The sequence below is a fragment of the Bacillus sp. LR_5 genome, from assembly GCF_042709275.1.
The window spans coordinates 1-13,322 of record NZ_JAVAXX010000185.1; the positions used below are offsets into that span (position 1 = coordinate 1).

At 42.7% G+C, this 13,322-nt stretch carries 19 protein-coding genes; 7 read left to right on the forward strand and 12 right to left on the reverse strand.

The window, feature by feature from the left end; all coding sequences use genetic code 11:
- The 3 genes from RAC86_RS26305 to cspD form a co-directional block, all read left to right on the forward strand.
- Positions 1–840: MGDG synthase family glycosyltransferase (locus RAC86_RS26305; protein ID WP_377886187.1), on the forward strand; the 840-nt coding region annotated here is incomplete at its 5' end.
- An 80-nt stretch (positions 841–920) separates the two neighbouring features.
- On the forward strand, positions 921–1,052 hold the full coding sequence (locus RAC86_RS26310; protein WP_119899525.1) for a hypothetical protein: 132 nt from the start codon (positions 921–923) through the stop codon (positions 1,050–1,052).
- A 30-nt stretch (positions 1,053–1,082) separates the two neighbouring features.
- A complete protein-coding gene (cspD, locus tag RAC86_RS26315) occupies positions 1,083–1,283 on the forward strand; it encodes a cold-shock protein CspD (protein WP_003230776.1) in 201 nt (66 codons plus the stop codon).
- A 51-nt stretch (positions 1,284–1,334) separates the two neighbouring features.
- Here cspD and degR read toward each other — a convergent pair whose 3' ends face one another.
- Positions 1,335–1,517, reverse strand: a complete 183-nt coding sequence (gene degR, locus RAC86_RS26320) for a transcriptional regulator DegR (RefSeq protein WP_003230774.1) — start codon at positions 1,515–1,517, stop codon at positions 1,335–1,337.
- A 155-nt stretch (positions 1,518–1,672) separates the two neighbouring features.
- On the opposite strand from degR, the gene RAC86_RS26325 reads away from it, so the two are divergent.
- Positions 1,673–1,942 carry a DUF2564 family protein gene (locus RAC86_RS26325; protein WP_029318010.1) on the forward strand — a complete coding sequence of 90 codons (270 nt, stop codon included), beginning with the start codon at positions 1,673–1,675 and terminating at the stop codon, positions 1,940–1,942.
- A 27-nt stretch (positions 1,943–1,969) separates the two neighbouring features.
- Here the strand turns inward: RAC86_RS26325 and RAC86_RS26330 are convergent, their stop codons facing one another.
- Positions 1,970–2,152, reverse strand: coding sequence for a zinc-finger domain-containing protein (locus RAC86_RS26330; protein ID WP_004399003.1), 183 nt, complete (start codon positions 2,150–2,152; stop codon positions 1,970–1,972).
- On the reverse strand, positions 2,145–2,825 hold the full coding sequence (locus RAC86_RS26335) for a ribonuclease H family protein (protein ID WP_014477138.1): 681 nt from the start codon (positions 2,823–2,825) through the stop codon (positions 2,145–2,147). Before RAC86_RS26335 ends, RAC86_RS26330 begins: the two co-directional genes overlap by 8 nt.
- 82 nt (positions 2,826–2,907) lie before the next feature.
- Here RAC86_RS26335 and RAC86_RS26340 point away from each other — a divergent pair, with 82 nt between their 5' ends.
- Genes RAC86_RS26340 through sspL form a run of 3 tightly spaced genes read left to right on the forward strand, consistent with a single transcriptional unit; the run spans position 2,908 to position 4,165 of the window.
- The gene (locus tag RAC86_RS26340) at positions 2,908–3,597 is read left to right on the forward strand and encodes a queuosine precursor transporter (protein WP_014477139.1); all 690 of its coding nucleotides are present in this window, start codon (positions 2,908–2,910) and stop codon (positions 3,595–3,597) included.
- A complete protein-coding gene (locus RAC86_RS26345; RefSeq protein WP_015251853.1) occupies positions 3,597–3,995 on the forward strand; it encodes a reverse transcriptase-like protein in 399 nt (132 codons plus the stop codon). The genes RAC86_RS26340 and RAC86_RS26345 overlap by 1 nt, the downstream gene beginning before the upstream one ends.
- A 41-nt stretch (positions 3,996–4,036) precedes the next feature.
- Positions 4,037–4,165: a small, acid-soluble spore protein L gene (gene sspL / locus RAC86_RS26350; RefSeq protein WP_003218255.1), complete on the forward strand. Its 129-nt coding sequence runs from the start codon at positions 4,037–4,039 to the stop codon at positions 4,163–4,165.
- A 7-nt stretch (positions 4,166–4,172) separates the two neighbouring features.
- Here sspL and exnP read toward each other — a convergent pair whose 3' ends face one another.
- The 9 genes from exnP to xpt form a co-directional block, all read right to left on the reverse strand.
- Positions 4,173–5,063 carry a 5'-3' exonuclease ExnP gene (exnP, locus tag RAC86_RS26355; protein ID WP_003230763.1) on the reverse strand — a complete coding sequence of 297 codons (891 nt, stop codon included), beginning with the start codon at positions 5,061–5,063 and terminating at the stop codon, positions 4,173–4,175.
- 99 nt (positions 5,064–5,162) lie between these two features.
- Complete coding sequence (locus RAC86_RS26360; protein WP_003230761.1) at positions 5,163–5,309, reverse strand: hypothetical protein; 147 nt, start codon at positions 5,307–5,309, stop codon at positions 5,163–5,165.
- A 74-nt stretch (positions 5,310–5,383) separates the two neighbouring features.
- Positions 5,384–5,641, reverse strand: coding sequence for a YpbS family protein (locus tag RAC86_RS26365; protein ID WP_003230757.1), 258 nt, complete (start codon positions 5,639–5,641; stop codon positions 5,384–5,386).
- Positions 5,642–5,705: 64 nt separating this feature from the next.
- The gene (gene dynA / locus RAC86_RS26370) at positions 5,706–9,287 is read right to left on the reverse strand and encodes a dynamin GTPase (RefSeq protein WP_377886189.1); all 3,582 of its coding nucleotides are present in this window, start codon (positions 9,285–9,287) and stop codon (positions 5,706–5,708) included.
- Between the two features lie 175 nt (positions 9,288–9,462).
- Positions 9,463–9,552 carry a Fur-regulated basic protein FbpC gene (gene fbpC / locus RAC86_RS26375; RefSeq protein WP_100069434.1) on the reverse strand — a complete coding sequence of 30 codons (90 nt, stop codon included), beginning with the start codon at positions 9,550–9,552 and terminating at the stop codon, positions 9,463–9,465.
- 70 nt (positions 9,553–9,622) lie between these two features.
- Complete coding sequence (bpsB, locus tag RAC86_RS26380; RefSeq protein ID WP_004398552.1) at positions 9,623–10,129, reverse strand: alkylpyrone methyltransferase; 507 nt, start codon at positions 10,127–10,129, stop codon at positions 9,623–9,625.
- Positions 10,130–10,132: 3 nt separating this feature from the next.
- Entirely contained in the window at positions 10,133–11,230 is a 1,098-nt protein-coding gene (gene bpsA, locus RAC86_RS26385) for a type III polyketide synthase BpsA (protein WP_029726798.1), read from the reverse strand.
- Positions 11,231–11,302: 72 nt separating this feature from the next.
- Complete coding sequence (gene pbuX / locus RAC86_RS26390) at positions 11,303–12,619, reverse strand: xanthine permease PbuX (protein ID WP_015714141.1); 1,317 nt, start codon at positions 12,617–12,619, stop codon at positions 11,303–11,305.
- Positions 12,616–13,200 carry a xanthine phosphoribosyltransferase gene (xpt, locus tag RAC86_RS26395; RefSeq protein ID WP_015714142.1) on the reverse strand — a complete coding sequence of 195 codons (585 nt, stop codon included), beginning with the start codon at positions 13,198–13,200 and terminating at the stop codon, positions 12,616–12,618. The genes pbuX and xpt overlap by 4 nt, the downstream gene beginning before the upstream one ends.
- Positions 13,201–13,322: the final 122 nt, after the last annotated feature.

Genomic DNA, 13,322 nt, shown 5'->3' on the forward strand with positions numbered 1-13,322 from the left:
CAGCCCGATATTATTATTAATACATTTCCGATGATCGTCGTGCCGGAATACAGACGCCGAACTGGAAGAGTCATTCCTACCTTCAACGTTATGACTGATTTTTGTCTTCATAAAATTTGGGTTCACGAAAACGTGGATAAATATTATGTGGCGACAGATTACGTGAAGGAAAAACTGCTGGAGATCGGCACTCATCCAAGCAATGTAAAAATCACAGGAATTCCAATCAGGCCGCAATTTGAAGAATCCATGCCTGTTGGCCCGATATATAAAAAGTACAATCTTTCACCAAACAAAAAAGTGCTTCTGATCATGGCAGGTGCTCACGGTGTATTAAAGAACGTAAAAGAGCTGTGCGAAAACCTTGTCAAGGATGACCAAGTGCAAGTAGTTGTCGTGTGCGGGAAAAATACGGCTTTAAAAGAATCTTTGAGTGCGCTTGAAGCGGAAAATGGTGACAAATTAAAAGTTCTGGGCTATGTGGAGCGCATTGATGAGCTATTTCGGATCACAGATTGCATGATTACCAAGCCCGGCGGCATTACTTTGACAGAAGCCACAGCCATTGGAGTGCCTGTCATTCTGTACAAACCCGTGCCTGGACAGGAAAAAGAAAATGCAAACTTCTTTGAAGACCGCGGAGCTGCCATCGTTGTGAACCGTCATGAAGAGATTCTCGAGTCAGTCACTTCCCTTCTTGCAGATGAAGATACCTTGCATCGCATGAAGAAAAACATTAAGGACCTTCATTTAGCAAACTCCTCTGAAGTGATTTTAGAGGATATCCTGAAGGAATCAGAAATGATGACCGCCAAACAAAAAGCCAAAGTGCTATCGTAATGGCGTACTTGAGAGCATACGAAAATCGTGTGCTCTTTTTATTTATATTCAGCCATTAATAAAAGCGGTTACATTTTTTTATGAAACTTCCCCTTCTTTTGAAAAATAAGCCGTTTCGAAACTTGACGGGTGCTCCCAGATGGTGTATAGTTGAACCATCATTTAACAATGAATCAAAGTTAGATGATGACAAAATTTTTTTTAGCACATGAGTGCTACAGTACTAGGAGGAATTAAGCAATATGCAAAACGGTAAAGTAAAATGGTTCAACAACGAAAAAGGATTCGGCTTCATTGAAGTTGAAGGCGGAGACGATGTATTTGTTCACTTCACAGCTATCGAAGGAGATGGATACAAATCATTAGAAGAAGGACAAGAAGTTTCTTTTGAAATTGTCGAAGGTAATCGTGGACCTCAAGCTTCTAATGTTGTAAAACTCTAAACTCAATACATGATGATGAGATGACAAATAGAGGAGAGGCATTCGCCTCTCCTATTTGATTTTCATCTGGATTTCAATCGCCAAAATGTTTTGTTTACACCTCTGTTCAATCTCTTCAACATACTTTTCCATTGATGGTTTTCCTTTTTTCGCGATATCCGCCAGTTCTTCTAAATCACTGTATATTTCTATAAATGTTTTGTGAAGGATCAACTTCAAGTCTTTATCATCCATAGCTGCGTTCCCCTTCTCTATCAAGATACCTCAAATAGTAAAACAGTCCTATTTATTCTGGTTCAATAGTTATATCGGCTTATTTTTATTTTCTTTTCTATTTTGGTACATAAATTTCAAAAAAACTCTGCAAAATAATGGCGGAGGTGTTTTTTGTGACTTCAGAATTTCATAATGAGGATCAGACTGGCTTTACGGATAAGCGGCGGCTGGAACTAGCGGTGGAAACAGCGCAGAAAACAACAGGAGCCGCGACGAGAGGCCAAAGCAAAACATTAGTCGACTCTGCATACCAAGCCATTGAGGATGCTAGAGAACTGTCACAATCTGAAGAGCTGGCAGCTCTCGGTGATCCTGAATTTGTAAAGCAGCAACAGCAGCTGCTAGATGATAGCGAGCATCAGCTGGATGAATTTAAAGAATAAAAACCGCAGCTTCTGCGGTTTTTATTTTTAGTGATTGGTTAAGACATCTCCGTATTGTTTCAACTTTTCACCAACCGTACATTTATTGATACAAAATGAATGCGCATAAGTTTTGCCAAATTCTTTGCGAAACTGCTTCTTAATAAAACAGTCCTTGCAATACTCATCGTGCAGTTCTGTCAGTTCTTTAAAGATCATTTTCTTATCCAATATCGTCATCTCCGTTACGGTCTAATTTCGTGTGGCTTTCTACGAATTGATGGGATAGAATTTTTTTAGCGAGGCCGTCAGCTTCCTGATTGTCTTTTCGTTGTATCGTTTCGTAGGTTGGAGTAAGCTTCAGCGATTCAAGGAGTGCTTCTATTTTGTCGAGCCATTCATTATGAGATGGATCATAACAAGGCCAGCTGCCGTCAAGCTGATTCAGCACAACAAGCGAGTCCCCTTTGATTGTAATTGAATTTCTGCTTGCCCCAAGCTCTCTTACTTCTCTTATTGCTTCATAAAGCGCTGCGTATTCAGCTTCATTATTGGTTTTCAGCCGGAAGCTTTTATTTTTTCTCAAGCGATGCCGGGTTCCTCCCAATGAATAATAGATGACGATCCCGAGACCGGCCAATTCGCTCTCCTTATCGAAACTGCCGTCAAAATAAACAGTAATGTCATCAGGCTCTTGAGCAAGCTCCTCTGTCAGCTTTTCCAATTCCTTCAGCGTCCAGCTGCCGCCTTTCTCGTCTTCGAACTCTAGCTCCTTCATGTATGGAAAACGGCCAAGTTCTCTGGCAAGCATACGTGCCTGCTGTGCTGTCAGCCAGTCTTCGCTAAAAAATGAGACGGATCCCGTTCCTTTTGCTTCTATTTTCAAATGCGGTCTGAGCTTCATTACAATCACCTTACCATTCATTAGTTGCCGGGCATATGCTATAATCAAACCAATCTTACCCCGGAAAGGAAGCTTTTTCATCTTGTTTAATAATTCGTTTTGGATCTTTTTTGCGATCATTCATTTTATCATTGTTCTTTTATTTTATAAAGGATTTGGCAAAATGGGGCTGTTTGTTTGGATCGGTTTTGCGACAGTCTGCGCCAACCTCCAAGTCGTCAAAACAGTGGAACTGTTTGGCTTAACAGCGACACTCGGGAATGTGATGTATGGCACAATCTTTTTTGCGACAGATGTGCTGAATGAAAAATACGGACCAGCTGAAGCCAGAAAAGCGGTATGGCTCGGATTCTCAACGCTCCTGACGCTGACATTTGTCATGCAGGGCGTGCTGCTTTTCGAACCGGCTTCCAGCGACATATCACAAACAGCGCTGGAAACGATCTTCGGATTCCTTCCGCGAGTTGCGTTAGGAAGTCTGCTTGCCTTTATCTTCAGCCAAACGCTGGATGTTTATGTATATTCGGCAATTAGAAGGATATTTCCTTCTGATCGGCTTTTATGGCTCAGAAACGGCGGCAGTACAGCAGTCAGCCAGCTGTTTGATACATTCATATTCACTGCAGTCGCCTTTCTCGGCATTTATCCGGCAGGCGTGTGGCTTCATATTTTTATTTCTACATATTTGATTAAGTTTGCGGTATCTTTGATTTCATTGCCTTATGCTTATGCAGCCAAAAAAATGATACCTAAAGATGAAAGGAGTTCATAATGCCTACAGAAATATACGTAGACGGCGCAAGCGCTGGTAATCCCGGACCTTCCGGTATCGGCATTTTTATCAAACATGAGGGAACAGCAGAATCCTTCTCTATTCCAATCGGAGTGCATACAAATCAAGAAGCGGAATTTCTTGCATTAATTGAAGGGATGAAGCTATGTGCAACGCGCGGGTATCAATCGGTTTCCTTTCGAACCGATTCAGATATTGTGGAACGCGCCACTGAGCTTGAAATGGTTAAAAATAAAACGTTTCAACCGTTCGTAGAAGAAATCATCCGATTAAAAGCGGCATTCCCTCTTTTTTTCATCAAATGGATACCGGGCAAGCAAAACCAAAAAGCCGATCTTCTGGCAAAAGAAGCGATTCGGCTGAATGAAAAGAATTAAATCTTGATCATTGGTTCATCCTAATGGCGAGGTGAACTAACATGAAAAAGAAAGATAAAGGCCGGCTGACCGGCGGTGTTACTCCGCAAGGCGACCTGGAAGGCAATACACATAATGACCCTAAAACAGAGCTTGAGGAGAGAGCAAAAAAAAGCAATACAAAACGCTAGAGAAGATCTAAACGATCTCTCTAGCGTTCAGCTTTTCAAGCATACGCTCAATTCCTTTGATTTGGTGGCGGCGAAGCATGTCAGCCGCCTGCTCCATTTGCAAAGTAAATAAAGCGTCTTTCAGTGTGCAGGCCAGCGGCACTGAGCAATGAATTTCCGCAAGCTTCCTCGACATCTCCAAATCGCTTAAACCTTGCTGAATTTTTCCCTGCTGTCCTTTTGGAAGAAGAGAAAGATTTTCCAATAAACGGTCAATCGTTTCGTATTCACGAATCAGTTTGTAGGCTGTTTTTTCTCCAATCCCTTTGACTCCGGGATAGTTATCACTGGAATCTCCCATAAGCGCTTTAATATCAATCAAAGCCTTCGGCATTACGCCTGTTTCTTCATAAAAAGTCTCTTTTGTATAGACTTTATAATTTCCGATTCCTTTTTGAAGCAAAGCAACGCTTACTTTATCCGTTAACAGCTGAAGTAAATCTCTGTCTCCTGTTACGACCGTAATGTCCGCTTCATTCGCAAATAAATCGGCAAGAGTACCGATACAGTCATCCGCTTCATAGCCGGCAAAGCCAATATTCATAATTCCAAGCTCTGCGGCTGCTTCCTTTGCCAAATCAAACTGCGGAATCAGCTCCACAGGCGGCGCGCTGCGGTTAGCCTTATAATCTTGGAACAAGTCATTTCGGTACGTTTTGCTCCCCATGTCCCAGCAGCAGACGACGTGTGTCGGCTGGAATGTTTCCACAGCTGTAATCAAATGCTTTAAAAAGCCGTTGACGCCATTCGTCGGCACCCCGCTGTCATTTATCATAAAGTTGCGATGTACGGCCGTGGCAAAAAAGGCCCGGAATAAAAGAGCCATGCCGTCAACCAGCAATAGTTTATTATTATTCATCAAATAACTCCCTTTTCTTTCATTCCTTCTATTTTATCATAAGCAGCCCAAAAATAAAAAACAGTATCTCTTTAATTAGAGATACTGTTTGGATATTTATCAATCGTTGTGTCTTTTGTTGCTGGCGATCAGCTTTTCAGCTTCGCGTCCTGCGTAAGAGTCAAAATGGGTTTGAAATCCGTTTTTCTTTTTGGCATTGTTATTCGCCTGTGCATTTCTGTTTCCGAGCTTTGTTCTGCCCAACATGAATCCCCCCTTACGTCGGATGCATATAGTATATGCTTCCGGCAGGAGGTTCACTCGCGACAGGATCATCCAGCTTACATGCGGCTTACGTATTCTCTGACCATTTCTTTTGATACAAGCCGTCTTGTCGGGACGATGCCTTTTTTAGCGAGCTGATTCATTTGCTCGGTAATTTCATTAATTGCATCTGTAGTATAAGGCTCATCGTTTCTGCATTTAGCAACAGCTTCTTCAATCGCCAATTCACGCATATTTTCAAGACGCATAAATGCTTTGATATGCTCGTGCTGTTTTGATGAATGTGCTGAAATTGCTTTATGTACCTCTGACATTAATCGTTCATCTCGCTTTTTTCTATTTAGTCTATCATGACTTGAAATACAAGCCAACTGAATTTTACATTTTTATTGTATTGTCTGAATTTTTCCAGGAGATGCACGCCTGGTACGCCATTTCAATCTCTTTCGCATGTTCCCCTTCCGCATATCCTCTTAAATATGTCTCTTTTTGATCCGTTATTTGCGCGATTGCTTTTTCACCCATATCTTCCTGTAAGCGTCTGAGGTGAGCTGTGTAATGAGAGATCAGGCTTTCTTCTTCATTTTTTATCCATGCCTCTGTGATTTTCGTAAGTTTCATCCGTACAGCTTCGATAAAGGCCGCTTTTCCTTTCTGCTCAAAAAACTGCTTCGGTGATTTGACCTCTTTTAGTTCCTGCTCAAAAGCACGTTCTTCTATTTCCGGTTCAACTTCCTTCAACTGTATGCCGTTCGAATGCTGATCACCCGCATAAACGGAAAAATAACCGTCCTCGTTTAATGTTTTTTGAAATTGATCCAGCCATTCTTCATTGATATGCCGTTCGATGAAACCGCTCATGCGAACATCAAGCGTTTTGATTTCCTGAATATATTCAAATTGATATTCATGTAAGGCTGTTGTCATCGCTTTACTGACGTTCTTTTTCCAATCCCCGTTTTGCAGTCCAGGATGAAATGCCGATTTTAATAAATCATTTGCAAAATATGATAATCGCTGTGCAATGTGATATAGCTGCTCTCTTGTATCTTTTTTTACTTTTTCAATGATGGTATTTGAGTTCCGCCGTTTCTCGATATCGGCCGCTGTCCGCTCAAATGACAGCATAAGGCGCTGTTTCTGCGCTTCCTTCTCTTCTCGGGACTGATGCTGGGATTGGTGAAGCTGAAAAACGGTTTCGCATAGTTTGTCTGCCTCCGAACTGAGCTGCGCTGCTGACGCTTTTTTTACGTCCACTTCGATAAACCGGTCTAAGTGTTTTCTTACTTTTGAGAACTGATTGTAAAATGACTCCGGTTTTCCCACCAGTTCCTCCTTACTTGATACGGTAAAGAGCTGCGGTTCATAAACCCCTTCTTTTACAAGCTCTGCGCTGACATAATCGGTCACTGTTTCGAGTTCTGTTTTATCTTTTGCAAGGTCTGCAGCATTAATAATAAAAAACATTTTATCCATGCTGAGCGATTCTTTCACAAGTCCAAGCTTTCGCAAAAATGAACGGTCTCCTTTTGAAAAAGAGTGCTGATAATAAGTCATATAAAAAAATGCATCGGCATCTTTGATATATTGGAATGCCAGTTCTGTATGCCGTTTATTCATGCTGCTCGCGCCGGGTGTATCAACAATCGTAATCCCTTTTTCAGTGAGCGGGCATGTATAGTAGACCGTTACCTCTTTCACAGCACAGGCCGTTGTTTCCTCTGCTACATACGGCTTTAATTCAGATAGCGGAATCGTTAATTTCTTCTGTTCCTGTATATACTGCTGATACTTCTCATATGCAAGCAGGAAATTGCTGATCAATTTCACGTGTTCTTCCTGCAGCCTGTTTTTTTTGACTGCCTTTTCCCACTTCTCTGTGAAGGAACGGCCTGCCGGTTCCTTTGGTATTCCGGTGAGCTGCAAAATTTCAGCCGTTATGTCATCCTCTGTCTTAAACACTACATCCGCTGTTTTGTTTAAGTTGCCATTGATTGGCTTTGTGATCTTGTTAATTGTCGCTGTGGTTGGCGTTGGTGAGGATGGCAGCACTCTTTCGCCGACAAGCGCATTGGCAAATGATGATTTCCCCGAGCTAAAGCCTCCAAAAAGAGCGAGTGTAAATTTCCGTTCCTCAAGCCTTTTCACCCTTTCACGAAACGCTGAAGTTTGCTTTAACAACATGCTGCATTCGCCTAAAAGGTCAGACAAAGTGTAAAAGCGTTTGATTTGGTCTTGAAGCGGCATTTCTTGTTCCATTTTGATTTCTGATTTCGGCATCGGCTGCGCCGTCAGCTGGCTTCGGCCTTGTTTCTGCTCTGGAGCCGCCACTCTTGTTTTCTTCGATTTAAACCATTCTGTGTCTATATGCATTGGGCATGCGGACTCTTCTTCCCAAATGGCCCACAGGCGATCGGTTTTCTCTCGGGCATTATTCTCTAAACGCGCCTGTTCTTGAAGAAAGACAAGTTTTTCTGATTCTTGGACGAGCCGGTCGTTAATTGTTTGCACATCTTTGGAAACACGCTCTTTCACCATAGCGGAGAGCACCTTTATGATGTCTGCGGCTTCTCTTTTCGCCTCTTTCCGGATGAGCTCTGCCAAGTCTTTTGTATATTGCAATACATATTCAGAGGAAAAGGCTGCACCATGCTTGACCGCGCATTCAATGATGCTTATATCAAGCGGTGTGCGATAGGCCTGAATCAGCTTTTCACTTTCAGCAGTATAGACATCAAATGCCTTGGCGAGTTTATGAAGCGTGTCTATTATATGCCAATCCGCTTCGGCCTCTGTTCGTTTTGCCACATCAGAGAAAAAAGCATTCCGCCTTTTATCTCTTTCCTGTGCAGTTTTCGCTTTAGAAAAGAAAAAGCCGATTTTAAAAGAAGGCTCTTGTGATTCTAAAAATGCAGCCGCCAATTCACGCATTTCAAAAGGCGTCAGGTTTGCGTTTTTTAAAATACGATTGATTTCTTCCTGCATCCTCGTCTCTGCCTCAGTCGTTTGTTTTTCGGCCTCATTCAATTGATCACGCAGCGATTGGACCAGTCCAATTTGGATATTAAGCTGTTCAGCGAAACTCGGAGCGCCTGTTTCGTCTTTCTTCAGCATTTCCGTATGTTCCTTTAGCAGATTACGGACTTTTTGTTCCGTTAAAGCCTGCATATTGCTTTTTGATTGCTGTTCTATTCTTCTTAACTCTTCTCTCAGGGCCCCCATCTGATTGAACGGGTGATCCGGTTCTGTTACTGATGTAAAATAGAGTGCTTCCCTTGAAATCCCTTCATTGCAAAGCATCTCCTCTACCTGCGCTTGATAGTCTCCAAATTTCGTCTCCGTCTCATCATGGCGGTCAATTTGATTGACGATAAAATACACATTCGGAATGCTTTCTTTTATTGATCTGAGAAACTTTACATTTTCTTCAGAGTGCACGTGATTATAGTGAACGACGTAAAACAGCGCATCCGCTTGGTGAAGAATAGAAGCAGCCGATAGAAAATGAGCATCATCTGTTGAATCTATCCCTGGAGTATCCATATACGCAACCCCGGAATCGATCTCAGTATACCTGTCAAAAATTTCGACGCTTTCAATCTGTTCCCCGTCTTTACAATATTGCTGCACCTTGTCTTTCTGGTAAGCCCCTTCCAGCTCAGCACACGCTCCGTCTGTTGTATGAAGCCGAACTCGCTTTTCCCCGTTTCTGATCACAACAAGGTTAGCGCTTGTCGGAATCGGGCTTGTCGGCAAAATATTCTCCATTAACAGGCAGTTCAGCAGTGACGATTTTCCCGCTGAATAATGCCCGGTAAACGCGATATAAACCTCTTCATCAGCCGCTTTTTTCATGACCGCAGCCAGTTTAGCAGCCCTTTGTTCATCTTGATTCTCAATAAATTGCTTATAAAGTTCCCCAGTTTTATGCAAAAGCTCTTTTCTGTTTTGATCTGTCATAAGTCTGAACCCCTTTGTGCCGTTTCAATTGTGAACCTTTTTCGAAAGATCTGAATTCATTCCCTTTTCATTTTACACAAGAATAAACCAAATTTCTTTAGGAGAATAGAAAAAAGCCGCCATTACGGCAGCTTCTATAAAAGAAAATCTGCAACTTTTACAAGTTCCAGATTCATCAAACAGATTTATTAGAGATTCCTTTTAATACAAAACCAATTAATACACTATATGTACAAACCGCTCCAAGCAAAAACAGCATAGTCATTTGCTTCACCATCCTGATTGAGAATCTTTTTCAAATTCATTTTAACATGGTTGAGAATGATTTTCAATCGCTATTTTACGCTGTATTCCTGTAATGCTTTGTCTTCTGCGCGAATTCTGACGCTTAACAACACGGCATTGAAAATGGAAAACAGACACATGGTGACGTATGCTTGATAAAGCAGCGGAATCAGCAAAATTTCAAGTATAACAACGGCATAGTTTGGATGTTTCATCCATTTATATGGACCTTTTTTTACAAGCTCTACACCTGGAACAACAAGGATTTTCGTATTCCAATATGCCCCTAAGGAACAAAGCGCCCAATACCGTACGATCTGTACGCTTAAAATCACTGCAGCGATACCGAGCCACCAGCTGGACGGCTGTTTATTCATCAGCAGCACCTCGGCAATTAAGGACAGGAAAAAAAGGATATGCATCGTAATGATATACGGATAGTGGCTCTCGCCAAATTCAATTGCTCCTTGCTTCTTTACCTTTTGTTCGTTTTGCCTGGCCACTGCCATTTCTGCTGCTCTTTGAACAATGAGAATGGCGATCAACAACCAAAACATGAGTCAGGCCTCCTTTTCCCAGCTGAATAATAGCAACTCTGATGAGAAACCCGGCCCTAATGCGCCAATCATTCCTCGTTCAGCTTCCTTTTTATGTCCGTTCTGCAGATGGTCTTTGATCACATACAAGATTGTAGCTGAAGACATATTTCCGTGCTTTTGCAAAATGCTTTGCGCAGATGAAAGCTTTTCTGACGACAGCCCGAGACTTTTGATGTATGCATCGATCACTTTTTTTCCGCCTGGATGCGCCAAAAAAACACTGATATCATGGAATGACAGCTTATGTTTGTCCAAAAAAATCTGTACATTTGTTTTGAGCCATTTTTCCACCAAGGTCGGAATGTCTCGTGAGAAAATGACTTTGAATCCTTGATCGGTAAAGTCCCAGCCCATGACATCTTCTGATTGTTTCATCAAAACAGATTGGGCGTCCATTATCTTCGGCGCAAGCTTCAGCTTTGACATCCTGCGGTCCGCCTTCTCTCCGCATAATAAAGCTGCGGCAATGCCGTCACCAAAAAGCGAGGTGCCAATCAGATTGCTTTTCGTTTTATCTTCCGGCTGGAATGTCAGGCTGCACAGCTCGGCAGCAATGACAAGCACAAAAGCCTCAGGATACGCTTTGCAGTATTCGGCTGCACGCGCAAGTCCGCTGGCTCCTCCTGCACAGCCAAGCCCCCAAATCGGAATCCGCTTCGTATATGGAGAAAACGGAAGTTCATTCATAAGCCGCGCCTCGATACTCGGTGTGGAAAGACCTGTACTGGAGACGAAAAAAACAGCTTCCACTTTCTCATAAGGAATGGCTTCTTGAAAAAATTCCGGATGAGAGAGGCACTCACGAACAGCCGCTCTGCTGTGTTTCAGTGTTTCTTCTATGTATATTTGATTTTTTTCTTCAAAGCTGTGCCCCTCTTTATACCATTCAATCGGCTTAACAAACTGTCTCGAATAGATTTGCCCGTTTTTAAAGGAGGATAACAACCGGTCAATATCCTTAAAAGAATGCTGAAACATATAGCGGGCGAACTCGGCCGCTTTCTCTTGGTTTACATTATACGCAGGAAGACTTGTTCCAATGGATAAAATAAACGCCATGCGATCACCTCTTTGCATACATTGTGCCGCAACAATCTTTTTTATATGCAAAAAAACTCCGCCGCGGCGGAGTTAGACTGCTGTTTTTTGTTCAGCGAGGTCAGCTTCTTGTTCTGTTTTTTTAGCTTTAGAAAAAACGTTATATACAATATTTAAGACGACTGCAGTAAAGCTGCCCGCCACAATGCCATTCGTTGTAAGCAGCGTTAAGGCACTCGGAAGCTGTTTGAAAATATCCGGCACAACGGTCACACCGAGCCCCAATCCCACTGAGCAGGCAACAATCAGCAGATTTTCCTGTTTCGCAAAATCAATGCGGCTGAGCATTTTAATTCCGTAAGCGATCACCATTCCAAACATCGCCACCATTGCACCGCCCAAAACAGCGGATGGAATAATGGTCGTAAAAGCAGCGATCTTTGGAAACAGCCCAAATGCCATTAGTATCACACCTGTGACCACAATGACGGCATTTTTTTTGATCCCTGTGAGCTGAACAAGCCCGACATTTTGAGAGAATGCCGTATAAGGAAAAGCGTTAAAAATACCGCCCAGAAGCACAGCCAGTCCTTCAGCTCGATAGCCTTTAGACAAATCTTTCTCTGTCAAACGGCGGTTTGTCAGGTCACCTAAAGCAAAGTAAACACCAGTTGACTCCACAAGGCTGACAATTGCAACGATGGACATCGTAATGATAGGCGCTGCATGAAAAGACGGCGCGCCGAAGTAAAATGGCTGAATCATTTGAACAACTGCCGCATCCGAAACATTATCAAATTGAACTTTCCCCATAAAATAAGCGATGAAGGTGCCAATCAAAATACCGATCAAAATCGAGACGGACTTGATAAAGCCTTTTGTAAAACGGTATAGAAGCACAATGATACTCAATACGGTAAAAGCAAGAGCAAGGTTGGAGAGATCTCCGAAATCTGCACTTCCTTCTCCGCCGGCCATGTTATTCATGGCAACCGGCATCAGTGTAATACCGATAATCGTAACAACAGAGCCTGTCACGACCGGCGGAAAAAACGATACGAGCTTTCCAAAGAAAAATGAAATAAAAATGACAAGAATGCCTGAAGCGATAATGCTGCCGTAAACTGTTGAAACCCCATATTCAGATCCAATCGCAATCATCGGCGATACAGCTGTAAAGGTACATCCAAGCACTACCGGAAGCCCGATCCCAAAAAATCGGTTGCTCCACACTTGCAGAAGTGTAGCCACACCGCACATAAAAATATCAATCGATACTAAGTAAGTCAGCTGCTCGACAGTCAGTCCCATTGCTTTTCCAACAATCAGAGGAACAACAATAGCGCCGGCATACATGGCAAGAACATGCTGAATCCCTAAAGACAGCGTTTTGCCGAATCCATTTCTCATGAATGAACCTCCTGTACGAAGGACACTTTCCCTTCTTCTAAAGACTGAATTCTTGCCAAAGATTCCACTCGGTAGCCCAGTTTCACAAGTTCATCTCTTCCCGGCTGAAATGACTTTTCAATAACAATGCCAATTCCCGCAATAGAAGCTCCCGCTTGCTTCACAATCGACACAAGCCCGTGCGCTGCCTGTCCATTTGCCAAAAAATCATCGATAATCAGCACATGATCCTGATCCGACAGGTGGGTCCCAGACACTGCGATTTGGCTTTCTGTTTGTTTCGTAAAGGAATAAACAGACGCTGTCAGCAAATTGTCGGTGAGTGTTAACGATTTATGCTTTCTCGCGAAGACAACTGGCACACCCAGCTTCAAGCCCGTCATTACAGCGGGAGCGATACCTGATGATTCGATTGTCACAATTTTGGTAATACCGTCTTTTGCAAACCTGGACGCAAATTCGTCACCAACTCTCTGCATAAGCAGCGGATCAATTTGGTGATTCAAAAAAGAATCCACTTTCAATACCTGATCAGATAATACGACGCCTTCTTCCTCTATTTTCCGTTTCAGTGCTTCCATCTTGTCTTACCTCCGTTATGAGAATAAAAAAAGCATTGCCCGCTCAAATAAAGAGCAAGCAATGCTGATATCACAAAAAACCGTACACGTGCGGTTCCATTGCTCACCCATAGTCGGACATT